Raw genomic sequence first — 25,648 nt, forward strand, 5'->3', positions numbered from 1 at the left:
AATCTTAGGCGAGGTGCGCCGATACTGGCGAACCCGGTCCACGGGCTGCGGAGGTACACGGAATGAATGAGTTTACGGAAATGAACGCTTTGGAAGACGAGACCACCGACACCGCAGACTATGAGGTGAACACAGGGCTGGCTCTGATGCAAAAGCCGGAGCGCTTTGTAAACCGTGAGCTCTCGTGGCTGCAGTTCAACCGCCGCGTTCTGGAAGAATCCATGAACCCGAGCCATCCACTTCTGGAGCGGCTTCGGTTCCTGTCCATCTCGGCCAACAACCTTGATGAGTTCTTCATGGTGCGTGTGGCTGGTCTGCGCGGCCAGCAACGGGCAGATGTGACAACCATCTCTGATGACGGCCTGACGCCGCCAGAACAGCTGGAAAAGATCTCTGTAGAGGTCAGCAAGCTGCAAAGTGAGCAGCAGGCACGGTTCCGTCAGTTGCGTTCTGAGCTGGCTGATGAAGGCATCTTCATCGTAGAAGCCCAGAACATGAGCCAGGCAGAGACTGATTGGCTGGAAGAGTACTTCCTCCAGCACATCTTCCCGGTTCTCACACCGCTGGCTATTGATCCGGCGCATCCATTCCCGTTTATCCCAAATCTGGGCTTCTCGCTGATCCTTGATCTGCGCCCGGTGGATGGCGGGGCAGGCATGACAGCACTGCTGCGTATGCCAAGCCAGATTGGCCGCTTCGTTGTGCTGCCAACACCGCGTGATGCAGGGCCAAAAGCCACTCGTTTCATCCCGATTGAAACCATCATCTCGCTGTTCATCGGCAAACTCTTCCCGGGCTATGAAGTCTGTGGCAAAGGCGCGTTCCGCGTGCTGCGTGACTCAGACTTGGAAATTGAGGAAGAAGCGGAAGATCTCGTACGCGTTTTTGAAACCGCACTGAAGCGTCGCCGCCGTGGGTCTGTGATCCGACTGGAGATTGAGGAAAGCACACCGGAAAGCCTGCGTGCCTTCGTCGCCAATGAGCTGGAAGTGACGGAAGAGGAAACCTTCCTTGCCAACGGTCTTCTGGCGCTGAACGACCTGTCTCAGGCCGTGAACGTTAAGCGCGATGACCTCAAGTTCCCACCATACAGCCCACGCTATCCGGAACGCATCCGTGAGCATGGTGGTGATTGTTTTGCTGCGATCCAGCAAAAAGACATTCTGATCCATCACCCTTACGAGAGCTTCGACGTTGTCGTCCAGTTCCTCCGTCAGGCGGCGCAGGATCCGGATGTTGTGGCAATCAAGCAAACGCTGTACCGCACATCCAACAACTCACCAATCGTGAAGGCACTGGCTGAAGCGGCAGAAGCCGGTAAGTCTGTGACTGCGCTGGTTGAGCTCAAGGCACGTTTTGATGAAGAAGCCAACATCCGTTGGGCACGAGATCTGGAACGCGCTGGCGTTCAGGTGGTCTTCGGCTTCCTTGAGCTGAAAACCCACGCAAAAGTCTCCATGGTCGTGCGCCGCGAGCAGGGCGGTTTGAAAACCTACTGCCACTTCGGCACAGGCAACTACCATCCGATCACCGCGCGCATTTACACCGATCTGTCTTACTTCACAGCTGAGCCAGCCATGGCCCGCGATGCAGCCAAAGTGTTCAATTACATCACGGGTTACGCTGAGCCGGGTGAACTGGAGCGCCTCGCTGTCTCTCCGATGAGCTTGCGCGCCCGCATCATTCAGCACACCGAAGAAGAAATCGCGCACACCAAAGCAGGTCGTCCGGGCCAGATCTGGATGAAGATGAACTCTCTGGTTGATCCGGGTGTCATTGATGCTCTGTACCGGGCCAGTCAGGCCGGGGTGCAGATCGATCTGGTCGTGCGCGGCATTTGCTGCCTGCGCGCAGGTGTGCCGGGCCTTTCTGACAACATCCGTGCAAAATCAATTGTGGGAAGATTTCTGGAGCACAGCCGTATCTTCTGCTTTGGCAATGGTCACGGGTTGCCCTCAGATGAAGCCCATGTCTATATCTCCTCAGCGGATATGATGCCGCGCAATCTGGATCGCCGGGTGGAGACACTTGTACCTGTTAAGACGCCAACAGTTCACAAGCAGATTCTCGACCAGATCATGGTTGCGAACTTAGAAGATAATCAACAAAGCTGGCGTCTGCTTCCAGACGGTAGTCATGAGCGTATTGTTGCAGAACCAGACGAAGATCCGTTCAACGCACACAAGTTCTTCATGACGAACCCATCTCTGTCTGGTCGTGGTAGCTCGCTACAGGGTGATAGCCCGAAACTTTTTGTAGAACGGCCAAATAGTGACAGATATCTCGACGAGTGATGAGCCTCGAGGACGATTTACAGAACCCGGACCAATAGCAATCATTGATATTGGTTCCAACTCTGTCCGTCTTGTAATTTATGAAAGACTGGCGCGTAACCCGACAGCGTTGTTCAATGAAAAAATCCTGGCAGGACTGGGGCGCGGCGTAGGCGCCACAGGCCGCTTGGGAGAAGAAAATGTAGCCACTGCATTGCGTGCATTGGTGCGGTTTCGTCGTGTCTGCGACCATGTCGGTGTCATCAAATTGCATATTCTGGCAACTGCAGCTGCTCGTGAAGCTGAGAACGGCGCTGACTTCATCGCTAAGGTAGAGAACATCTGCCGCGCCAAGGTTCAGATCCTGTCTGGCCGCGACGAAGCATTCTACTCTGCCATGGGCGTTTACTCCGGCTTCTGGCGTGCTGATGGTCTTGTTGGTGATCTGGGCGGTGGATCTCTGGAGCTTGTCGACATCAGTGCCCATGGCATTGGTGATGGCCGCACGTTCCCGCTTGGCGGTATTCGCCTGCAGGAGTCCTCTGAAAAGGACCTTGCATTAGCTAATGAAATCGCCCGCGAAGAGCTGGAAAAGGCCGATTGGCTTGGCAAGGCCAAAGACCGAAACTTCTATGCAATTGGCGGCACCTGGCGATCACTGGGCCGCTTGCACCTGTACCAACAAGGCTATCCGCTGCACGTGATGCATGACTACACCGTGCCTGCTGAAGTTATGATTGATTTCTGCGAGCAGCTCATGCGCGATGATTTGAGCAATGAGCCAAGCATTCAAGTGATCTCCAAGGCGCGTCGCGCGCTCCTGCCATACGGTGCAACCGTGATGCGTCAGACACTACTGCACTGTCAGGCCGATCAGGTCGTCTTTTCTGCACTCGGCGTGCGCGAAGGCTATCTCTATGATCAGCTTGATGAAGAAGGCAAGAAGCAGGATCCACTGATCACCGCAGCGCACGAGCTCGGCGTTCTGCGGGCTCGTGATCCTTCCTATTCAGCCGAAGTGGTTGAGTGGAGTGAGCAAGCCATGCGTGTTGCTGGTGTTGATGAGAGTGAGGGCGAACGCCGCCTGCGCATATCAGCGTGTCAGCTGACAGATATTGGCTGGCGGGCACACCCGGACTATCGTGGTCAGCAGTCACTGAACATCATTTCCAACGGCGGCTTTGTCGGTATCGATCATGCGGGCAGGGCCTATCTGGCACTCACCGTATTCTATCGCTACGAAGGCTTGATGGATGACGCTCTGTCTCCTGCAATCCGCAGCCTGAGCAACCCGCGTCTGATGAAGCTGGCGCGCATCCTTGGGGCGACCTTGCGTGTTGCCGCTCTGATCAGTGCCTCCATGAAAGGCGTGCTGCTTAAGAGTAAGCTGTCTCTGGTCAATGGCAAGCTCGTCCTAGCATTGCCGGCAGAACTTGCAGACATGCAGGGTGACCGCCTGACCAAACGCCTGAACCAGCTCGGAAGAGTGATGGATCTGGAAGCTGAAGTCAGAGTGCTCTAAGCCATCCAACATAGATACGAATAAGAAAGCCCCGACAAATCTTGCCGGGGCTTTTCTTATTTATCAGTAGGTTATACTGAGTGCTGGATTCAAAATCTCAGGTCAGGATTTTGCTTTTCCGTTACGGCTACCACGACGGCGGGAGCTATTCTCAACGCGCTCAACGGGCTCGCCTTGCTCGCAGATGACAACCTGACGACCATTAAACGCAAGGCCAATCTCACCCTTCTTCAGGCGAAGGGCATCTTCACCAAAGAGTTCTCTACGCCAGCCGGAAAGAGCCTGTACATCAGCTTCATCATGGGAAGCAATCTTGTCCAGATCATCCACGGTCGCAATCACTTTTGGCGCAACACCAAAGCTCTCGCTCTTCATCTTCAAAAGCACTTTGAGCAGATCAACGGCTGCAGATGCTCCATCCGGAGAAGGGCGGCCCTTTGGAACTTCAGGCAGATCCTCTTCTGCAATGGCCATAGCGCGTTTGACAGCATTGAGGATCTCTTCCGCATGGCGAGAACGCTCAAAACCGCGTGGAATAGTGCGCAGATGGCCAAGGGCTTCTGAGGTCTGAGGCTTTTGAGTGGAAACCTCAAAAATCGCGTCGTCCTTGATGACGCGGTTGCGTGGAATATCGCGCTTTTGCGCTTCCTGCTCACGCCAGAAGGCCAACTCTTTCAACACAGCAAGGTCACGCGGCTTGCGAACACGCAGCTTCATGCGCTGCCACGCCTTTGCCGGATCACTGCGATAGGTGTCGATGGAAGACAGGGTTGCCATCTCATCTTCTACCCAATGGCTGCGGCCCTTCTGTTCCAACTGCTTTTTCAGGAACAGGTAGACTTCGCGCAGGTGGGTCACGTCAGCCAAGGCATAAGCAAGCTGCTTGTTGGTCAAAGGACGGCGGGACCAGTCGGTAAATCGGGAGGATTTATCGATCCGCTCACCAGTCACTTTGGACACCAGCTGGTCGTAGGAAACGGAATCTCCGAAACCACAAACCATGGCGGCGACCTGGCTGTCGAACAAAGGTGAGGGCACAAAACCGCCCAGATGGTAGATTATTTCAATATCTTGCCGTGCTGCATGGAACACCTTCACGATGTCCGTATTGCGCATCAATGCAAAAAAAGGTTCAAGATCCAGATCTTCAGCCAGCGCATCAACCAACACAGCGTGATCTGGATTGGCGATTTGGATCACGCAGAGTTTTGGCCAGAAGGTGGTTTCCCGCAAAAACTCGGTATCAACTGTTACGAAATCTGAATTAGCAAGCTTGGCACACGCTTGCGCAAGCTCTTCTGTAGTTGTGATCATCTTCATGGTGACAAAGTCTATAGCGCAAGCGAAGGTGCTTGTCCCTATCTAACTTTCTCGTTTTCTCATCAAGTGGTTGTAAATGTCGATTTTTGCTCTCTGGCGACCAAAGGGTCGCAGTCAAAGCCTCGCGAAAACCACGTAGGTAGAGGAAACTCGGGAAATGTCCGCAAGAAACAGCGCCAAAGTCACTCACTTACTTGACTTTAGGATGCTGACATGTCTTTTCCAGCCGGATGACCTTTTGAATGGGTCAACCAGTTTCTGAATTTTATGATTCACTTGAATACCACTGAGGACGCTATGCATCGTTATCGAAGCCATACCTGCGGAGAGCTGCGGGCAAACAATGTAGGTGAAACCACTCGCCTTTCTGGCTGGGTACACCGTGTACGCGATCACGGCGGCCTGCTGTTCATCGACCTGCGTGACCACTACGGCATTACGCAGTGTGTTGTTGATCCGGACTCCGCAGCCTTCAAACTGGCTGAAACCGTCCGCTCCGAATGGTGCATTCGCATCGATGGTGACGTGAAGAAACGTTCTGACGAAACCATCAATGAAAACCTCGGCACCGGGGAAATCGAAATTTTTATCCGCGATATGGAAGTTCTCGGCGACTCTCAGGAGCTGCCTCTGCCAGTCTTCGGCGAACTGGAATATCCGGAAGACATCCGCCTGAAATACCGCTTCCTAGACCTGCGCCGCGACACCCTGCACGCAAACCTGATGAAGCGCACAAAGATCATCAACTCCATGCGCAAACGCATGAATGATGCGGAATTCAACGAGTTCCAGACACCAATCCTGACCGCGTCTTCTCCTGAAGGTGCGCGCGACTTCCTGGTGCCATCTCGTATTCACCCAGGCAAATTCTACGCACTGCCACAGGCACCACAGCAGTTCAAACAGCTGCTTATGATGTCTGGCTTTGACAAATACTTCCAGATCGCACCATGCTTCCGCGACGAAGATCCACGCGCTGACCGCCTGCCAGGCGAGTTCTACCAGCTCGACGTGGAAATGAGCTTCGTTACTCAGGAAGACGTGCTGCAGACCATGGAACCTGTGATCCGCGGTGTGTTTGAGGAGTTCTCTGAAGGTAAGCCAGTTACCAAAGAATTCCCGCGCATTCCTTATGCTGAGGCGATCCGCAAGTACGGCTCCGACAAGCCTGACCTGCGTAACCCGATCGAAATGCAGGAAGTCACTGAACACTTTGCTGGCTCCGGCTTCAAAGTCTTTGCACGCATGATTGAGAGCGATCCTAAGGTTCAGGTTTGGGCAATCCCAGCTCCTAAGGGCGGCTCCCGCGCATTCTGTGACCGCATGAACTCATGGGCGCAGAGCGAAGGTCAGCCAGGCCTTGGCTATATCTTCTTCCGCAAAGAAGAAGACACAATCGCCGGCGCAGGCCCAATTGCGAAAAACATCGGCGCTGAGCGCACCGAAGCTGTCCGCACACAGCTCGGCCTTGACGAAGGCGATGCAGTGTTCTTCGCAGCTGGCGATCCTAAGAAGTTTGCTGATTTTGCTGGTAAGGCACGTACCCGCGCCGCTGAAGAGCTGAACCTGATCGACGAAGATCAGTTCGCACTTTGCTGGATCGTGGACTTCCCAATGTACGAATGGGACGAAGAAAACAAGAAAGTTGACTTCTGCCACAACCCATTCTCCATGCCAGAAGGCGGTATGGATGGCCTTACCAACGTTGAGCCGCTTGAACTGAACGCCTACCAGTACGACGTCGTCTGTAACGGTTACGAAATCGGCTCCGGCGCGATCCGTAACCACCAGGTCGAAGTCATGAAGAAAGCCTTCGAAATCGCTGGTTACGACGAAAGCCTGCTCGAAGAGAAATTCGGTGGCATGTACCGCGCGTTCCAGTATGGCGCTCCTCCACACGGTGGTATGGCGGCTGGTGTTGACCGTATCGTTATGTTGCTGGTTGGCGCAAAGAACCTGCGTGAAGTGACTCTGTTCCCAATGAACCAGCAGGCACAGGACCTGATGATGGGTGCTCCAAGTGATGTGTTCCCAGCTCAGCTGCGCGATCTTCACATCCGTCTGAACCTGCCAGAAGCATAAGAGCCGCTGGCAGAAAAGCAGGTATGGCGAAGCTCGTCATAATGTTATAAATCTCATGAAAGGGCGGTCGTAGATCTACGGTCGCCTTTTCATCTTCTACCGGTAGCAAATTAAGCAGCCATACTTAATTTCGCTGGAAAAGCTGAGGGTTTTAGGTGTTCGACGCCATAAGCAAAAAGCTATTCGCGGACGATGAAGGCGCTCCCAGCCTCATTCGCCGCCTTCTCCGTGAAAACTTCGGGCAATACAAGTTCCAATACATGATCGCGTTTGCTTTCATGATTGTAGCAGCTGCAGCTGGTGCTGGCAGTGCTGCGATTATGAAAAACGTTATTAACCAAGTGTTTATCGACCGTGATATTACTATGGTCTATATTATTTCTGGCGCAGTGGTGACAATCTTTCTAACTAAGGGGCTGGCCACCTATGGACAAACTGTCGTTCTGAGCAAGATCGGAAACTCCATTGTTGCCAAGCTCCAGCGAGATATGTTCGAGAAGGTGACCCGTCTGGGCGTAAACTACTTCGACCACACCACCTTTGGCGACCTGGCAACACGTTTCAGTCACAACACAGGTGCTGCTCGTGGAGTTATGGATTTGATTATCTTGTCTGCAGGACGGGATGTTATGTCCGTGATTGGTCTGGTCACGGTCATGGTCTGGCAAAATCCGCTACTATCGCTGATCTCATTGGCTATTATGCCGCCAGCTGTCTATGCAGTATCTAGGCTTGTGCGCCGCGTGAAAAAGATAGCAAAAAGCCAGTTTGTTTCGCAAACAATGATCCTTTCTTTAGTCAAAGAAATGGCTCTTGGAATTCGTGTCGTTAAATCCTTCAATTATGAAGTGAGAATGCATGGCGCCATGGATGATGCTGTATCAAGCGTGGAGCAACAGTCCAATAAAATTGCAAGACTCACAGCCAGAACTTCTCCATTGATGGAAACTTTGGGTGGCATCGCAATTGGTATCATCATCCTCTATGGCGGTTATAGTGTGATTGCATTGGGTCAGGACCCAGGTGCGTTCTTTGCCTTCATTACCGCGCTGCTGCTTGCATATGAGCCAATCAAACGCCTTGCACGGTTCCAGGTCAATTTGAATACGAAGCTTGTTGGTGTGCGTCTGATGTACGAACTTTTGGATATGCCAGAGGAAAATCAGGTCACCTCTGATAAGCCTGACCTCGTCGTTTCGAAAGGCCGCATTGAGTTTAAAAACGTTGAGTTCGATTATGGTGAGACCAAAGCACTTAACGGTTTGGACATGGTCGCAAAAGCGGGCGACGTGACTGCGCTTGTTGGTGCGTCTGGTGCTGGTAAATCGACTGTCTTCTCGCTTATTGAACGCTTCTACGAGATTGATAAAGGCGCGATCCTTATAGATGATCAGGATATCCGTGACTTCAACATGGAGAGCCTGCGCAGCAACATCGCGATCGTCACACAGGATACGTTCCTGTTCGATCGGACAATCAAAGAGAACATCCTCATCGGTCGTCCGGATGCGACAGATGAAGAAGTCATCGAGGCTGCCAAGAACGCAAATGCCCATGAGTTCATTGAGAAGATGGAGAAGGGCTATGACAGCAAAGCAGGTGAGGGTGGTACACGCCTCTCAGGTGGTCAGCGCCAACGTTTGGCCATTGCACGCGCAATGCTCTCCAATGCTCCAATCCTGCTGCTTGATGAGGCTACGTCTGCTCTGGACGCTGAATCTGAGAATAAGGTGCAGACAGCTCTCGCACGCTTGATGAAGGGGCGCACCACATTGGTGATTGCACATCGCCTCGCAACAGTGCGCGATGCAGATACAATCCACGTTCTGTCACATGGCAAACTTCTGGAAAGTGGTACGCATAATCAGCTCTACGAGATGGATGGCTATTATCGCCATTTGTGTGAGCTTCAGTTCACCAACACAAAAGAAGAAACTCAGGAAGATTCTTCAGAAGACTGATGTTCCTCTTAAGTTTGGGCTCAGAGCAGAAAACTCTGGAACGGTAACAAAAAAGCCGCTGTGATCATCCAATCACAGCGGCTTTTCTTGTTCTGGATCAGATGAACTTACTCTGTGTAAGTCACTGTCGCCCCCAGTAGCTCAGGCAACTGTTGAGGTGCCAGAGCTGCAAGACCACCCAGCTGCATGAGTGGGACCGCAGACTGTGGCGCCAAAGTTACGCGGATGTTGGTTGGCTGGCCAGCAAACTTCTTTGCAGCATTTGCCAGTTCCAGCGCAAACTCAGTCTCAGCCAGCGGGCCAGCCTGCTGCAGAGAACCATCAATCATCATGGATGCCAGCATCTCAGCAGGAACGCCTGCCTGTTCAGCTTGTGCCGCCAGCAACTCACTGATCAGTGGTGAATCCATCACTTCAATCTGAGCACCTTTGAAGGTTGCCAGCGCAATTACAGCTTCTGCTTCATGTGGTTTTTCAAAGAGGGAGCGCGGAATGCCGCCCAGTTGAATATCTGCACGCAGCTTCAAGCCATTTTCCAGCTCAAACTCAAACTTCTCAAGAGTGAGATCTTCTGTGCTCTCATCCCAGGCGATTTTGAAGTCTTGGTTGAGCGTTACACGCTCAATACCAAGACGCTCGAATACACCAAGAACCATAGGTTCTTGCAGAAGTGCTGCGTCAAAGCTCAGGCCACTCACCACGTCAGAGACGCTGGTTGGGATTGGACCGATGTGACCATCCATCTCAATGGTCAGTTCCTTAAGAGAAATCGGGGAATCTAAATCGTCAGCAATACCTTCCGCGTTCTTGATGGAAAACTTGCCAATGGTTGGAATAAGTTCCATTGCAGCTTCAGGGTGCTGATCTGCGGTCTTAGCTTTTTCTAGGATTTCCCGCATGCTTGGCCATGCGACATTGGCAATTTCGAAAGTGCCAACGTCAAAGACAGCATCATCACCTTCAACGGCACCATGGAAGCCTTCCAATGTGATGTTGCCGATGCCGCTCAGGCTGAAGTCGGTCATAGACGCAGATGCCAGCTTCATTTCAAAGCTTGGGGCAACTTCGTTCATACGCTTGGCGCGAATTGGGTCCCAAGACTTGACCTCAAGATTTTTAATGTCCGAGTAGCCAATGTTGTATGAACCGAGAGCATCAAACAGTTCAAGCAACTGCATCTCTTGATCTTCATCAGACTTTGCGTCCAGATTTTCGAAGATAGAGAGAAGCTTGAGGCCATCGCCGTCTTTAATTGACAGGTCTTTTGCTGATGTTGATGCCGCTGTCATAGACAAAAAGCCAATTGGCTCATGCGCTTTAGCGCTATCAATCGACATTTCCAGGCTAATATCTTCAGTAGTGTAGCTGCCGATGTAGTTTGCCGAAGGAGCATCAGCCAACTTGAAGTAAGCAAGCACTGGGCGAGCATCCAAACGATCAATCTTCAGATTCTTATATGAAGTTACCGTGTTGGTGGCAACGTTTGAAGAGATATGCTCTCCGCTGATTTTGCTTTTACCAGTAGAGGTGTAACGCTCAAGCGAGATGGTTTCTGTAACGCCGTCTTTGATTGAGCCGGTTTTGAAGCCTGTCAGGACAGTGTCAGAAACAAACTCATCGGCGATGTTGAAGGTCAACGACATCTCACTGATGGCCGAGCTACCGTAGCTGGTGTTCAGCGACATGCCGAGCAGCTGAAGGAATGCTTCCTGACTGATACCTTCTTTCAGAACAGGGTGATCAACCCACTTCTCAGAAAAGTCAGAGATGGTGTAGTCGGTCATTGAGCCAGAGAACTGTGCAACTGGCTTCAAATCCTTCGCGCTTGCAATGTCTTTTACCGCGCTGTCTTCTTCGAGTACACGGATATCAAAGGTCGCCTTGCCGACCGTCAATGAATCGTAGCTAAAGACATCTCCATCAACCGCAGAGCCCGTAAAGACCATTTTGGGAATGGTAACATCGGCGGAAAATGTAGCAGTTGGCTCACCTTCATCGTTTTTGATGGAGAACACGCCTGCAACATTGTAGTCGCGGATTTCAGTCGTATCGCCGCTCTCAATAGCTTCCGCATAAGAAGCTTTTTCAAAACCGCTTTCCAGATACCAAGCATTGTACTTGTCGAGAAGATCGGATGCTGGGCTGGAAAGGGCAGGTTGGGCGGATAAACCTAATACAGTGATTGAAACGGCAAAAAATCCCTGCCGCTTAAAATTTTGGAAAGGCATTAAATAAACCTTCAATGGTCAGTAGGAGGGTTCCTCGCTAGTTTACATTTGCTTCAAGCGCGATGCCAAGCAAAGAAATGATTGAGACGGGAGAAATTGCAGATACCCCAAGAATTTGTGTTACACTGATTGGTGCCTTAGGGGTAGCACTCAGTGTGATACTCTGCGGATTTTGCAAAAAGCTATAAACGGCTTCCGTAAACTCCAGCTGCTTGGCTTGATCCGGTATCCTCTTAAACTGCTTTTCAGCACGATCAGTCAGCTGGCGGACATACGCTGATTTGGACTGGCCCTGTCGATGGGCCTGCTGTTCTAGAACCTCATCCAGGCCACCTTCATTGATCAGGGACAGGTCGAAGTTTGCCACTGCCGCGCTTTGCAACAGATCCAATGCAATAACGTTGTCTTTGGTCGCCAGCTCAGCGATCTGTTCAACAACGGTATCTGTCAGGCCTTCTAGCTGGACAGAGAGCTGCACGGAAAAGAGATCACGTAAAACAATGGCTGCGCTGGGAATGTTCACTTCGCCAGTATCGCCATTCCATTCGCCTTCAAAATCAATGTCTGCATTCACTTGCGGCAGCCCCAATTCATCAAGAAGTTGCTGTTGAGGAGGGGCAAACATTGTTCGGTTCAGCTCGATATTGGCAACCTGAACGCTCGCGATAATCGGAAAACCGCCATTATTGATGTCAAAGTCAATTGTCACCCGCTCAATGGGCATGGATTGACCGCTGGAGCGGTCCTCAAACAACAGGCCCATGACTTCGGCAGTGGAGTAAAGCGAAGTGGGGAGGTCTGATGCCGGATTTTTCAGATCATCTTCGTTAGGCAGATAAAGATCCGTAATCGCAATCCTGTCTGCAGAGAACTTGAAATCAGTTTCATCAATCTCAAAATTCGACGCTGCAAACGCACCGACAAAAATCCGGCCATCACTTTCCAGCGATGCTTGCGCAAGACCAAGATCACCGATCTTAAAACGCGTTGATTTGTCTGCAGTCGGGTAACCTTCAATACCGCCAATTGAGAGCACGTCGTTATCAACCGTTACCGGCCCCACATGTGTGAGCGTCAGGCCGCGATCCTGCAGGTTTTGCAAAAATGCCTTGGCAACAGGATTGTCAGTATTGATCTGAGCTGAAGCCGCGACTGCGAAAAAGCAGCTCAAAAAGAGAGCAAGGAAGAACGCAAAAGCAGAACGATGACGTTGTAACTCAGAACTGTGCATGTTTCGGCTCCAGGTTTGCCGCTTGAAGGCAGTTGGAGCGTAAAATGACATGGCGAGGGTTAGGGGCGCGTGTATATCACTGCAAAAAGTCAAATCACTCTAAGAGAAAACGACCAGCTTTTGTGCGTTTGGATGCAAATTTTGAAAGCATCTGGGGATCGTTTGGGGTGTTTGGATGATTTTTACAGTTTTAAGTAAGCCTTAATCATAGAAATAGGTAGCCGTAGTCTGCAATTTAAGGTCGTTGTTGTGTCTCGCCATTATTTCGTATTTGTCCGCGCAATTTTGGTTGCTTTGGGATTGGCGCTTCTGCCACTGCTCATCGGAAATATGATCCTTGAGAACTTCGCGATGCATCAGGCGCGCAACGAGATGAACGCCATTGCAGATCGGTACATCTCCCGTAGTGAAGCGGCAATCTCTGACGTGGTGGAAGTTCTGCGCCAGATGCAGGTGAAAGGCCTGACTTCCTGTACCCGCCAAAATCAGGGCGAGTTTGAAAAAACGCTTTCAGAAAATGTCATCATCAACGCCATTGGTATCGTGGATCATCGCGGTGTGCCCATGTGTTATGTGCCTGCTCAGGTGCGCCGCGGAAGCAGCATTCTACCGGCACTGAAGCCTGATGCGCCCCGCGTTGGGATTGGCATGTCTTGGATGGAGTATCAGGGCATCCGCACTGCGCTGGTTTCCTGGAAACTGCGCAATGGCTGGCGTTTGGTTGCCAACATCTCTCCAACCGTTCTGGCTATCGAACCAGGCCCTGACTATCTGCGCCACGCTTCCGAGATCGAAGTACGCCTTGGCCGCGATCATGTCTGGGTGAACCCGGCCAACAGCAATCTGCCGGTGATCATGGGCAGCAACTTCATCGAAGAGTTTGCAGCCTCCACCATCTACCCGATCAATGTGCGGATCAGAAGTGACCGGAATGCCGTCATGAGCCTCGTTGGAGAGCTCAAGATTGTCGCTGTGATCGCCTGTTCTGGTATTGCCATCTTCCTCATCGCTCTTGGCGTCTGGCTCTCTTGGAAGCCGGAAAAGGACGCAGAAGACGACTTCGTCGCCTCCATCCGCAACAACGAGTTTATTCCGTACTACCAGCCTGTCGTTGATATCGTGACAGGTGAGCTACAGGGCTGCGAAATGCTGATGAGGTGGCAGCTCCCCAACGGGAAAATGGTGCCTCCAGGTCAGTTTATGACCTACGCGGAAACCTCGGGTCATATCTTTGAGATGACCCGAAGCATCATGCGTCAGTCAATTGACGATCTCGGAGAACTCTATTCCAAACACCCCGAACTCAAGCTCTCTGTGAACCTGTTTGCAGGCCACTTCAACGATCGCTCCATCGTGGATGATCTGCTCGATATCTACGAGGACTCTCCAATCGCTCTTAATCAGGTCGTAATGGAGGTGACCGAACGCCAGCCTCTGGAAGATATCGATCTGGCCAGAAAAATCATCGCAGAATTGCAGGCACACGGTATTCGCGTCGCATTGGATGATGTGGGAACAGGTCACGGCGGTCTGGCATACCTACAAAAGCTTGGCATGGATATCGTCAAGATCGATAAGATGTTCATCGACCCACTGGGCAGCGAAGAAAATGCATTCCGTCTGGTTGATGCCATAGCTGAACTGGCTGACACCATGAACATGGGCATCATTGCTGAGGGCGTAGAGAAGTACGAACAAATCGTGTTGCTACGCGAGCTCGGCGTATCTTCCGCACAGGGTTACATCTTCTCCAAGCCACTGCCTGCTCGCAAGTACCTTGAGTTTGCGGAAGATATCTTCACAGATCGCCGCAATCCGGTGAAGGTGCTGGAAGAGAAGAAAGAAGCCTCAGACGCTGCATTAGAGCAAGTCGCGTCTCAGGACAGCTCCAACTAATCCACCCAATCCCGTTCGTACAGAGCCTTCGTTTATTGCCTGTTGAAGGGCATTAATCACGCCGCCGCGTGCACAACTTTGCATATATCGTTGAATAATCAACAAATATTCCATAATTAAATAGGGTGTATGTTAGATAGGTTACTATACCGCAAGGGCTTCCAAGGAGGATAGGTTGATTTCTTGCTCCTGAAGGGGAGGTGGAAGACAGCATTCTACGGAACAAAGCAACTGGAAAAGAAATATTCACTCGCACGGGTTTAATTAGCTGCATGTGCCTCAGCACAGCCTTCAGCTTGGGTTAGCCTTTGCCAAACTCATCAATCGGAGCAAGGCTAACGATGAACCAGATCATAAAGGGTGCGGAATTGGAGAGCGCAGTTCCTGCAAATGTCTTTGTAGAAACAGTAACGGAAGTGACCCATTTCACGGACCGTCTTTTCCGGTTCAAAATTACGCGCCCAACAAGCTTCAGATTCCGCTCTGGTGAATTTGTGATGATCGGTTTGATGATCGATGGCAAGCCTCTGTTCCGTGCCTACTCTATCGCCAGCCCATCCTGGGATGAGGAACTGGAGTTCTTCTCCATCAAGGTGCCGGATGGCCCGCTGACCCAGCATCTGCAGAAGATCAAAGAAGGGGATCACATTCTTCTGAAGAAGAAGTCCACTGGTACCCTTGTCCTCGATGCCCTGTCTCCGGCAAAACGCCTTTACATGTTCTCTTCCGGCACCGGCATCGCGCCGTTTGCCAGCCTGATCCGCGATCCGGAAACCTACGAGAAGTTTGAGGAAGTGATCCTGACCCACACCACTCGCGAAATTGCTGAACTGCGCTATGGAGAAGAGCTGGTCGCTAACATCACCAATGATCCACTGATCGGCGAAGTCGCAGCGGGCAAGTTGCACCTTTACAACTCTGTGACCCGAGAGCGTTTCAAACGGGAAGGGCGTATCACGCACCTGATTGAAAGCGGTAAACTCTTTGATGATCTCTCAGTGCCAGCCCTGGATGTTGCTGAAGACCGGGCCATGATCTGCGGTTCCATGCATATGATTGCAGATACCAAAACGCTGCTGGAACAGCGTGGCTTTGCCGAAGGCGCCAACAACCATCCTGGTGATTTTGTTGTTGAACGTGCGTTCGTGGGCTAACCTGCCACGAAATATGTGATAGCTCATTTCTGTTGCAGCGTATTCCCGCAAATCTGTTTCGATTGTTGGGTGAGAATACGCTCTAAACCAATGATTTAGAGCCTGATGCGCAAATAGTTATGAGCGCAGGCTGCTCTGGATTGGAGATGGGCTCACGTGGGCAAGAAAATATCCTCTGAATATCTGCGTCGGGCCGCGCTGCATTATCTCAACAGATACAGCGCGTCCGAAGACAGCTTGCGCCGTGTTTTGAAGCGCAAGATTGAGCGCCGCGCCAGAGAAGCAGAAGAAGATCCCCACGAGTATAATGAGCTGATCGAGCCTGTGGTCGCGTTTTGCCGTGAGCACAGCTTCATTGATGACCTGCGCTTTGCCCAAAGCAAAATCAGGTCTGGCACGGTCAAAGGCAAGTCCAAGTCCCGTATCAAGCTGGAACTCAGCGCTAAAGGTGTGTCTGGCGAAAACATCCAGACTGCCTTTGATGATGAAGAGCACGACGACCAGCGCGCCGCCATCTCCTATGCCAAACGTCGCAGACTAGGCCCATGGCGCACAAAGCCAAAAGAAGAGCGCCGCGACAAGGAACTGGCCAGTCTTGTGCGGGCTGGCTTCCCATATTCACTCTCCCAAAAGATTGTTGATATGACTTTGGAAGAGGCCGAAGACATCATCTACGCGGCAGTGCTCTGAGGATTTTCGTCAAATCCTTTGAAAAATCCCAAGGGCCTTTTGTAAAGGCAGCAAGAATTCTTCTCTAGATTGATCTGATCTGTACTTAATCCAGCACCGCACCTTTGGGAGAAAAGATGCCGGGTTCAGATCGACGCACCACCTTCAGAAAACACAATCTGCTGATTTCTGCGCTTGCCGGAGTGAGCCTGCTGATATTGCCAGCTGCTTCCTTGGCAAATGATCGAACACCCGCAAATGAGCCCCCCGAAAAAAAGGATGTCATCGTTACGCCCGAGCAAGGTGGAGGTCTACACGTTGACCAGATGCGTCAAACCAAGTGTGCTGTCATCATCGATGACTTCGACGAGTATCCCAGCCCGGAAAACTGGGACATCCACCGGATGAACAAGCCGGAAAACTTCCAGATTGAAAGTGATGTGGTGCGCGATGGCGGCCATGCGCTGGCAATCACGGTCTTCGGTGATGATGAGTTGGATTCGGAAGGCAATCTCAAAAACGAACTTTGGGAAGCCCGCCAGAAGCGCTGCGATTTTGGAGATGAGGTTTGGTATTCGTTCAGCTTCAAAATCGATGGAACAGTTTGGCCTGCAGGCTCAACCCGATGGGTGATCGGTCAATGGAAAGAAGATTCCGGCGGAAGCCCATTTCTCGCGCAACGCTTTGACAACGGTGTCTTTCACATAACCGTGCAGCACAACGATACACGCAAGTTGGTCGCACAGGCTGAAGGCAGCTATCAGCAGGATTTCAAAGGCTTCTCGCGTGAACTCCAGCAAATGCTGAGTTTGGATCGTCAGGGCTTTCGTAACAGAAATGATGCGACCCGCACCTCGGACGAGTTCCTTGGCAGTGGGCTCACTTTGGAAGAGCTGAAGAAGGCAATTGAAACGCAGGATACTTCCAAGTTCCCGTTTCTGGCAGATCCACAAACCTATTCAGATTACCCCGGCATCAAGATCGAACTCTCCGACGATCCCGTGCTGCCAGATCCCACTGACGGCTGGGTCGATATGCGCTATCGGGTGAAGGGAAGCCGTGTCGGGCAGGGGATCATCGAGATCTGGGCCAACGATAGGTTCATCGCCCGTGTCACCGGTTACATCGGTAACGATGAGTTCTCCGGTAATACCCAATACTTCAAGTTTGGGCATTACCGGGACTATGACCGCGATGATCTGCAATCAACTGTCTATCTGGACCGTTTTCGCAGAGGTCCACACCGGTCTGACGTGGATTAGAACAACCCTTCAACCTGACCGTTCTCATCAAGTCCAATGGTTTCCGCAGCCGGATGGCGTGGCAGACCCGGCATCACCATGATGTCACCCGTCAGGGCCACGATGAACCCGGCACCCGCTGAAAGCCTCACCGCCCGCACATGAATGCTGTAGTCGGTAGGAGCCCCGAGCAAGGATGGATCGGTCGAGAAGGAGTAGGGGGTCTTTGCCATACAAACGGAAAGATGCCCGTAGCCTTGCTCTTCATAGGCCTTCAGCTGATCCTTCACAGACTGATCGCAAGTGACCTTGGAGGCACCATAAATCTTCTTGCAGATGCGGCGGATCTTTTTCCAAAGCCCCAGATCATCCTCATAAAGATGCTTGAAGTCAGATTCAGTTGTCTGCAAAATTTCTGAAACTGAAGTTGCGAGCTGCTCGGTGCCCTTGGAACCATTGGCCCAGTGTGTGCACGGAACGGCCTTTACACCAAGTTTCTCCATACGCTTCATTATGGTGGCGATTTCCTGATCCGTATCAGGGCCATAGCGATTGATGGCAACAATCACAGGAACGCCGTAGCTCTGGCAGTTTTTAACGTGACGTTCCAGATTGCTCATGCCTTTTTCAAGTGCGTCGATGTTCTCTTCCGTCAACGCGTTCTTGGCAACGCCGCCATGCATATTCAAGGCACGCACAGTTGCCACAACTACCACCGCATTTGGTGTCAAACCAGCTTGGCGACATTTGATGTTAAAGAATTTTTCCGCACCAAGGTCTGCACCAAATCCTGCCTCCGTCACCACATAATCGGAAAGGCGCAAGGCTGTCTTGGTCGCGATCACAGAGTTGCAGCCATGTGCGATGTTCGCAAACGGGCCACCATGAATAAAGGCCGGATTGTTCTCCAGCGTCTGCACCAGATTTGGACGGAAAGCATCTTTCAGCAGAGCCGTCATCGCACCATCTGCTTTCAGATCACGGCAGTAAACTGGTGTCTTGTCTTTACGATACGCAATCAACAATCGGCCAAGCCGATCCTGAAGATCCTGCAGGTTTTCTGCCAGGCACAGCACCGCCATCACTTCAGAGGCAACGGTGATGTCATAGCCAGACTCGCTTGGGTATCCATTGCTCACACCGCCAAGGCCAGTGGTGATGGAACGTAGTGAACGATCATTAATGTCCACCACACGGCGCCACACGATACGGCGCTGATCAATGTTTTCCGCATTGCCCCAGTAGATGTGGTTGTCGATCATGGCAGAAAGCAGGTTATGAGCTGCGGTGATTGCATGCAGATCGCCGGTGAAATGAAGATTGATATCTTCCATCGGCACCACCTGGGCATAACCACCACCAGCAGCGCCGCCCTTCATCCCAAAACAGGGCCCTAGAGAAGGTTCACGCAGGCAGATGGTTGTTTTCAGGCCAATGCGGTTCAGTGCATCACCAAGGCCAACCGTCGTTGTCGTCTTGCCTTCACCAGCAGGAGTAGGGGAGACAGCAGTCACAAGTATGAGTTTTCCATGTGGCCGACTGTTCACTTCTGGCATCTCATCCAGGTTCACTTTAGCCTTGAAGCGGCCATAGGGCTCAAGAGCATCCTCAGGGATCTCCAGATTTTGAGCGATACGCGCAATTGGTTTCATGTCTGCTGCGCGGGCAATTTCAATATCTTTCATGGAAAATCTCCAGATTAGAACAGGTCACCAAAGGAGCCGGAGAGAGCGTCAAAACGCAAATCAGGCAGGAACAGCAATGTAATCCCTACGTAGAAGCTCTAACGAATGCACGTAGAAAGTTCAAGATTGTGCCCGATCACTTGAAAGCAACTTTGTTAACGGCTGTCATTTGTATTTCTGCTGAGACTGGAAACATTATTGCCTGAATAGCTGTTGGTCTGTTCTAAATATCACCAAACTTAGCTTGCACGACAAATCCAAGGGCTTTAGAGCTGTTTAGGTTTTCAAAATTATCTACGCCAAGGCCGTAGTTTCGTCGGTTAGGTCACCCCATGTTTTTATTCGAAGTTGCCGCGCTCGGTGCTGCTGCCACCTGGGCCATCGGTGGTCTCATTTCTGCAAAACCTGCTGCGCATTTAGGAGCCATCGGCTTCAACTGTGTGCGCATGTGGTTTGTTGTGCTGTTTCTGGGCGCCTATGTGTTGGCAACTGGCACCTGGAACACCGTTGATTCTAGCCATGCATCACTCATCTTCTTGTCTGGCTTTATCGGCATCTTCATGGGTGACACACTGTTGTTCCTCACCCTCAACCGCATGGGGCCGCGCCGTACAGCCATTCTGTTTTCCATGAACGCACCTATGTCTGCGCTACTGGGCTGGTTGTTCCTTTCCGAAGAGCTGTCTCTGCAGGCCGTAATTGGCATCGCCTGCGTTCTTGTCGGCGTTATCCTCGCCATCGCATTCGGAAAGCGCAAAGACCAACTGCATAAATGGGAAGCAATCAGAGGTCCGGTCGTGATCGGCGTCCTCTTCGGCACTTTGGCGGCTTTGTCTCAGTCCGTGGGCTCAATCATCATCCGCCCTGTCATGGAAAGTGGTGCTGACCCTGTCGCGATCTCCCTCATGCGCTGCACCATCGCTGCCTTTGGCTTGCTGGCGCTGTTCTACCTGCCAGGCCGTCCATTCCGCCTTGCAAACCCGATCAACAAAGAGATCGTCGCACTCGCATCTTTGTCCGGCATGCTTGGCATGGGCATCGGTATGACCTTGATCCTCTATGCACTCAGTGGCGGCGAAGTAGGCATCGTCTCAACGCTTTCCGCAACAACGCCAGCAATGATGCTTCCGGTTCTCTGGTGGCAGACCAAAGAGTTCCCAGCCATCGGCGCATGGATCGGAGCACTCCTCGTTATTGTTGGCTGTGCACTGATCTTCATGAGCTAATCAGCAGGAAAGATCATACTCCATCTAACCACCACAAGCAGGTGCGGCCAAGTAAGACCGCATCGCAAGATCTGGTAGTGGAACAATCACTTGCAATTTCTGTGAGTTTACCCAGCAATTGGTCGAATTTTATCAAGTTCCTTGCTGAGGCAGTTGACGGAAGCCCCTGAAATCTGATCAATAGCCGTGTATTTGGTATTTTTATCGATCAGATGAAAATGAAAAGGGAACACGGTCCTATCGGATAAGCCGTGGCTGCCCCCGCAACTGTAAGCGTAGAGTTGTTGCTCACACATGCCACTGATACAGCTGTTTAAAGCGGTGTTGGGAAGGCGGAGCAGCAGTAAGGACGCGCAAGCCAGGAGACCTGCCAGATGCAGTCACTCACCCAAAGCACGGGGCGTGTTAAGGGGCGGTATTCCGTTCAGGTGACATTCACAGTGCGTCTGACCGGCAATCAAACACACCTCTTTTCAAGAGGTTAGAGTAGATTTCTCCAAAGACGCACAATGCAATCAACAGCATGGCAGTTCTGAAAGCTGCTGTGAATGGTGGACCAAACTCGTGCGTAACACATCTTGGATCGCAGCTACCCTCAAGTCCGGCGTAGCTCTCTCAGCACTCCTCAGCTCAACCCTCGCATCAACTGCGCAGGAAGCTGATCTCGACGAAATCATCGTCATCGCCAACAGAACGGAAACCGAAGCCGGCAAAGTCGGCTCCACAACCCACGTCGTCACCGAAGAAGACCTGAAAAACGACGGCGCTACGTTTGTTCAGGATTATCTGGCGCAGCTCCCGGGCATTTCTCTCACGCAAAATGGAGGAGCAGGTACACTATCTACTCTTCGCATGAGAGGTCAAAATGGTAGATACATTAAAGTTTCGGTTGATGGCCTGGATCTAACCGATCCAACGCGCGCGCGGCCTTCGGCAGCGTTTCAACATATATTACTCGCAGATGTAGAACGTATTGAGATACTCAAGGGCTCTCAAAGTGCTCTTTATGGTGGGCAGGCGATTGCTGGTGTAATCAATATTGTAACTAAGCGTGCGGTGGCGGGAACGGTTAAACAATCCGGAAGAGTTGAAGTAGGTTCTTACGATACCAAAAGTGTTTCATATGGTGTTCGAGGGGCAACTGATCGCGCTGATATCGCTTTGGGCGTAGAGCACTTTCGTACGAGTGGGATTAGTGCGGTTTCCCCAAAAGGTAAATCAGCGGATGATGATGGTTACGAGAATACGACGCTGACAGCTAAAGGGTCCTACGATCTAACTGAAAATCTCAATCTTTACTTCGCGGCAAGAGGCACCAAAGGTATCACCGAACTTGATAGCCCCGGTCAACCGAACCTTAAAGATGACATGCATTATCGGCAAGTTTCAGGAAAGGTAGGTGCGAACTACCTTGCATTTGACGATCGGTTCTTTTCTGACTTTTCGGTACAGGTTACAGATATCAAGCGAGAACAGGATTTTGAGGATGCGTCCAAACAGAACTCTGTTTTTGAAGGACGGAAAGTTAAGCTTGACTACCTTGGTGAGTACGATGTTAGCGAAAAGACAAAGCTCAACTTCGGGGGAGATTGGTCTAAAGAGTTCTCAAAAACCAATGATCCGATCGATGACAGCAGTTCCATTGGTGGCGCTTTCCTTCAACTAATGATCGAACCACTTAATGGGCTGAGTTTGGCTGGCTCTGCGCGCTTTGATCAGCATAGTGAATTTGGCAGTTTTGTTTCGAAACGTTTGACTGCTTCTTATGAAGTTAATGAAGATCTGAGAGTTCGAACCAGTGTCGGAAATGGGTTCAGAGCTCCTTCGCTTTACGAACTTAATCACCCCAGCTATGGCAATCAGAATCTTGAACCAGAAGAAAGCCTTAGCTTCGATTTTGGCATAGATAAGAAATGGTTGGATGGACAGCTTTCAACGTCTGCAACTTACTTCAATATTATGACTGATGACTTGATTGATTATGACCGCTCGACCAGTAAGTATAATCAGATAAAAGGGACATCCCGCAGTCAAGGGGTTGAGTTGGAAATTAGTTATAAGCCAATCGATCGCTTGGTTTTGACTGCTGGCTATACCTACACCTACTCTATTGGTCCTGATAAGAAACGTTTAGCTCATGTTCCTCTTCACGATCTGTCCGTAGGTATGAATTATGATCTGACTGATGATATTTCGTTGAACGTTAATGGTACCTACCTTGGTGAAAATCTTGGCTCTGATTGGCCCAACATTGTGGATATGGAAGATGTCTTCTTGTTAGGTGCAAAAGCCTCATATGATGTGACCGAGGAGGTGGAGTTATATGTTCGTGGTGAGAACCTGCTGGATCAGGAGTATGAACTAATCAACGGCTATCAGACACCGGGCCTTTCCGTTTACGCTGGTGTTAGCGCCAGTTTCTGATTAAGTATGCCGCTCAGCAAAAGTTGGGCGGCATTCTCTGTTATCTTCAGTATTGCCCGATGCTGCGTTCTAAACTCTCACGCTGCTCAAAAGGTCTAAATGCGAAATAAGATCAAAAAGATCATGCAGACCGCACTGCTGATGACGTTGGTTATCAGCCCGGCAGCAGCCCGTGCAGATGAGAGTGGAGTGAGTGCACCCAAGCGGGTTGTTTCCATGAACCTGTGCACCGACCAATTCTCCATGTTGCTCGCAGGTGAGGGGCAGCTTGTCTCGGTTTCCAGATTGGCATCGGACCCAACGCTCTCCGTTATGAATGAAGAGGCGAAAGCCTACCCGATCAACTTTGGCGGGGCGGAAGAGATCTACCTGATGAACCCAGATCTTGTGATCGCAGGCACCTATACCAATCAAACCACCGTGCAGATGCTGCGTGGTCTTGGTATCACCGTGGTGCAGGTTCCGCCGGTGCGCACCATCCCGGATATTGCCAAGGAACTCCGTCGTCTCGGTAAGGTACTGGGGCAAGAGCAAAAAGCTGAGGCACTGGCCAGCCGGTTTGAGGCTACCGTTCAGCGTTTTGTGGAAGCGCAGCCCGATGAGAAAGCACGGGCAGGGGTCTACTACGCCAACGGCTACACCGCTGGGGACGGCAGCCTTGTCAATGAGCTGATCACGACAGCAGGCCTGCAGAACATCGCTAATTACCTTGGCCTGAAAGGCACCAGCAAACTGCCGCTTGAACTGCTGATCCTGGAAGACCCTCAGTTGCTTGTTGAGGGAACTCAGTTCTCCGACAAACCTGCATTGGCATTCGAACTGCTGGCTCATCCGGCTCTGAAACGAACACTCGGCAACAGGGGACGCGTTTTGGTGGAAGACAAGTATACCATCTGCGGCCTGCCGTTCGTCGCCGAAGCCATAGAGAAACTGGCTGATCAATCCAAACGCTTGGGGGCACAAGCTGAATGACAAAGCATCCAGATGCCCCGCTGATCGTAATCCTCAGCCTGATCGCAGTCGCGCTGTTCCTGACATCTCTCATGATCGGTGCTGCTGACCTGACAGTCACGCAGCTTTTTGAGGCTGCCTTTTCTGCAGAAAAGACACCGGTTTCCATCGTCTTCTGGGAGATCCGCGTACCGCGCGCGCTGTTGGGGGTGATCACCGGCGCTACGCTTGGCCTGTCTGGAGCCGTTCTCCAGGGCCTTCTGCGCAACCCACTTGCAGAGCCAGGCTTGATCGGCGTCAGCTCCTCCGCCAGCCTTGGCGCCGTCATTGCAATCTACACCGGCCTGACCATCACCATGCCATACGCACTCCCAGCATTCGCTCTGCTTGGGGCTGCAATCGCTGCTGTTCTGCTGCCCATGCTGGCTGGGGGAAGAGGGCAGACGCTGACACTGATCCTTGCAGGTGTCGCCATTTCCAGCATCGCCACCGCGCTCACGTCTTTGGCGCTTAACCTGTCTCCGAACCCCTTCGCAGCCATGGAAATCGTGTTCTGGATGCTCGGTTCGCTGAATGATCGATCCATGCAGCACCTTTACATCATTGCTCCGTTTATCGTGGTTGGGTGGGCACTGTTGCTCATCACCGGTAAGGGACTCAATGCTCTGTCGCTAGGTGAAGAAACCGCTCACACCATGGGCGTCTCACTGCCTCGCCTGCGCTTTTGTGCTATTGCCGGAACTGCAGCCAGTGTCGGTGCTGTGACAGCGGTAACCGGCACAATCGGCTTCATCGGCCTGATTGTTCCGCATTTGCTGCGCAAGATGGTCGGGGGAGAACCGCAACGTCTCCTCATTCCAAGTGCGATTGCAGGAGCTTGCCTGCTGACCCTTGCTGATATCACGGTAAAGCTCTTCGGCCCTCAATCCAACCTGAAGCTGGGTGTCCTGACGGCCATTGTTGGGGCGCCGTTCTTCCTCTGGCTGATCATCAAACAGCGGAGGGCGTTGATCTGATGCTGCTACAACTCAAAGACCTTTCCGTCAGTTACGGGCCAAAAAACATCCTCTCTTCAATCAATCTGGAGATTGGGAAAGGTGAGATTATTGGTCTGATCGGTCCAAACGGATCAGGCAAGTCCACCTTGATGAAGGCTATGGTCGGGCTCATCCCGTCAAATGGAGAGATTAGCTACAACAATCGGCTTCTAAAAAACATCTCCGCCCGCCAACTATCAAAGCATGTTGCTTACATGGCGCAGGAGCGGGATGTAGCATGGGATTTGTCTGTAGAACGCATCTTGGCGCTAGGTTGCGAAGCCATTGGCGGTTCCGTTCGTACTCCTAAACATAAAGCAGAACTAGAAGAAATCGTCTCAAGTCTTGGCCTGGAGTCAATCCGCAAAGAATCCATTCTTCAGGTCTCTGGAGGTGAAAAAGCCCGCGCACTTCTGGGGCGTGCTCTGATGCAGAAGACACCACTCATCATTGCAGATGAACCAACTGCAGGACTGGACCCGGAACACCAGTTGGAGCTTCGGGAAATCTTCCAGAAGCTACAGCAACAAGGCACCTCCATGCTGGTCAGCCTGCACGATTGGACATACGCCGCCCGTCTGTGCACGCGTCTGGCAATGCTGAAAGAAGGCAAACTGGTCGCTTACGGCTCACCGGAAGAGGTGCTGACACAGGAACGCGTTCAGGCTGTCTACCGTGTCAAAGCGCATATTCTGGAAACGGAGCAGGGGCCAGTCATCACCCCCACAACACGTCTTTAGGCCTCTAA

The 25,648-nt window shown here is 51.6% G+C and carries 17 protein-coding genes and 1 riboswitch; of the genes, 13 read left to right on the forward strand and 4 right to left on the reverse strand.

The features are described 5' to 3' along the window. The first annotated feature begins 80 nt into the window (after positions 1-80). Entirely contained in the window at positions 81-2,294 is a 2,214-nt protein-coding gene (locus tag AC3CB2_RS04245; RefSeq protein WP_208608752.1) for an RNA degradosome polyphosphate kinase, read from the forward strand. Then, positions 2,272-3,795 (forward strand): Ppx/GppA phosphatase family protein, encoded by a 1,524-nt coding sequence (locus AC3CB2_RS04250; protein WP_037037856.1) that lies wholly within the window; start codon positions 2,272-2,274, stop codon positions 3,793-3,795. The genes AC3CB2_RS04245 and AC3CB2_RS04250 overlap by 23 nt, the downstream gene beginning before the upstream one ends. Before the next feature lie 102 nt (positions 3,796-3,897). On the opposite strand, the gene rnd is transcribed toward AC3CB2_RS04250, so the two are convergent. Beyond that, a complete protein-coding gene (gene rnd / locus AC3CB2_RS04255; protein WP_008551784.1) occupies positions 3,898-5,115 on the reverse strand; it encodes a ribonuclease D in 1,218 nt (405 codons plus the stop codon). Between the two features lie 297 nt (positions 5,116-5,412). Between rnd and aspS the strand changes: the two genes are divergently transcribed. Together aspS and AC3CB2_RS04265 are read left to right on the forward strand one after the other, a co-directional pair. Continuing rightward, entirely contained in the window at positions 5,413-7,197 is a 1,785-nt protein-coding gene (gene aspS / locus AC3CB2_RS04260) for an aspartate--tRNA ligase (RefSeq protein WP_008551974.1), read from the forward strand. A gap of 155 nt (positions 7,198-7,352) precedes the next feature. Continuing rightward, on the forward strand, positions 7,353-9,158 hold the full coding sequence (locus AC3CB2_RS04265) for an ABC transporter ATP-binding protein (RefSeq protein ID WP_352930656.1): 1,806 nt from the start codon (positions 7,353-7,355) through the stop codon (positions 9,156-9,158). Positions 9,159-9,265: 107 nt separating this feature from the next. On the opposite strand, the gene AC3CB2_RS04270 is transcribed toward AC3CB2_RS04265, so the two are convergent. Together AC3CB2_RS04270 and AC3CB2_RS04275 are read right to left on the reverse strand one after the other, a co-directional pair. Next, positions 9,266-11,386, reverse strand: coding sequence for a hypothetical protein (locus AC3CB2_RS04270; protein WP_352930654.1), 2,121 nt, complete (start codon positions 11,384-11,386; stop codon positions 9,266-9,268). Positions 11,387-11,423: 37 nt separating this feature from the next. After that, positions 11,424-12,617 (reverse strand): hypothetical protein, encoded by a 1,194-nt coding sequence (locus AC3CB2_RS04275; RefSeq protein ID WP_352930652.1) that lies wholly within the window; start codon positions 12,615-12,617, stop codon positions 11,424-11,426. 249 nt (positions 12,618-12,866) lie between these two features. Here AC3CB2_RS04275 and AC3CB2_RS04280 point away from each other — a divergent pair, with 249 nt between their 5' ends. The 4 genes from AC3CB2_RS04280 (at position 12,867) to AC3CB2_RS04295 (ending at position 17,598) form a co-directional block, all read left to right on the forward strand. Then, a complete protein-coding gene (locus AC3CB2_RS04280; protein ID WP_352930650.1) occupies positions 12,867-14,513 on the forward strand; it encodes an EAL domain-containing protein in 1,647 nt (548 codons plus the stop codon). Positions 14,514-14,854: 341 nt separating this feature from the next. Next, positions 14,855-15,667, forward strand: a complete 813-nt coding sequence (locus AC3CB2_RS04285) for a ferredoxin--NADP reductase (RefSeq protein ID WP_352930648.1) — start codon at positions 14,855-14,857, stop codon at positions 15,665-15,667. A gap of 156 nt (positions 15,668-15,823) precedes the next feature. Next, a complete protein-coding gene (locus AC3CB2_RS04290; RefSeq protein WP_352930646.1) occupies positions 15,824-16,357 on the forward strand; it encodes a regulatory protein RecX in 534 nt (177 codons plus the stop codon). 116 nt (positions 16,358-16,473) lie between these two features. After that, positions 16,474-17,598 (forward strand): heparin lyase I family protein, encoded by a 1,125-nt coding sequence (locus AC3CB2_RS04295; RefSeq protein WP_014285371.1) that lies wholly within the window; start codon positions 16,474-16,476, stop codon positions 17,596-17,598. On the opposite strand, the gene AC3CB2_RS04300 is transcribed toward AC3CB2_RS04295, so the two are convergent. Further along, positions 17,595-19,262 (reverse strand): formate--tetrahydrofolate ligase, encoded by a 1,668-nt coding sequence (locus AC3CB2_RS04300; protein ID WP_352930644.1) that lies wholly within the window; start codon positions 19,260-19,262, stop codon positions 17,595-17,597. The two genes, AC3CB2_RS04295 and AC3CB2_RS04300, sit on opposite strands and share 4 nt — an antisense overlap. A gap of 332 nt (positions 19,263-19,594) precedes the next feature. On the opposite strand from AC3CB2_RS04300, the gene AC3CB2_RS04305 reads away from it, so the two are divergent. The 5 genes from AC3CB2_RS04305 to AC3CB2_RS04325 all read left to right on the forward strand — a co-directional run bounded on the left by AC3CB2_RS04305 (position 19,595) and on the right by AC3CB2_RS04325 (position 25,640). Beyond that, on the forward strand, positions 19,595-20,488 hold the full coding sequence (locus AC3CB2_RS04305) for a DMT family transporter (RefSeq protein WP_352930642.1): 894 nt from the start codon (positions 19,595-19,597) through the stop codon (positions 20,486-20,488). A 176-nt stretch (positions 20,489-20,664) separates the two neighbouring features. Beyond that, positions 20,665-20,877: riboswitch (cobalamin riboswitch) on the forward strand. A gap of 175 nt (positions 20,878-21,052) precedes the next feature. Beyond that, positions 21,053-22,912 carry a TonB-dependent receptor plug domain-containing protein gene (locus tag AC3CB2_RS04310; RefSeq protein ID WP_352930640.1) on the forward strand — a complete coding sequence of 620 codons (1,860 nt, stop codon included), beginning with the start codon at positions 21,053-21,055 and terminating at the stop codon, positions 22,910-22,912. A 99-nt stretch (positions 22,913-23,011) separates the two neighbouring features. Further along, complete coding sequence (locus tag AC3CB2_RS04315; protein WP_352930638.1) at positions 23,012-23,884, forward strand: ABC transporter substrate-binding protein; 873 nt, start codon at positions 23,012-23,014, stop codon at positions 23,882-23,884. Beyond that, positions 23,881-24,879, forward strand: coding sequence for a FecCD family ABC transporter permease (locus AC3CB2_RS04320; protein ID WP_352930636.1), 999 nt, complete (start codon positions 23,881-23,883; stop codon positions 24,877-24,879). The genes AC3CB2_RS04315 and AC3CB2_RS04320 overlap by 4 nt, the downstream gene beginning before the upstream one ends. After that, positions 24,879-25,640, forward strand: a complete 762-nt coding sequence (locus AC3CB2_RS04325; protein WP_352930634.1) for an ABC transporter ATP-binding protein — start codon at positions 24,879-24,881, stop codon at positions 25,638-25,640. Before AC3CB2_RS04320 ends, AC3CB2_RS04325 begins: the two co-directional genes overlap by 1 nt. The last annotated feature ends 8 nt before the right edge of the window (positions 25,641-25,648 follow it).

The organism is Pseudovibrio sp. SCP20 (assembly GCF_057774105.1).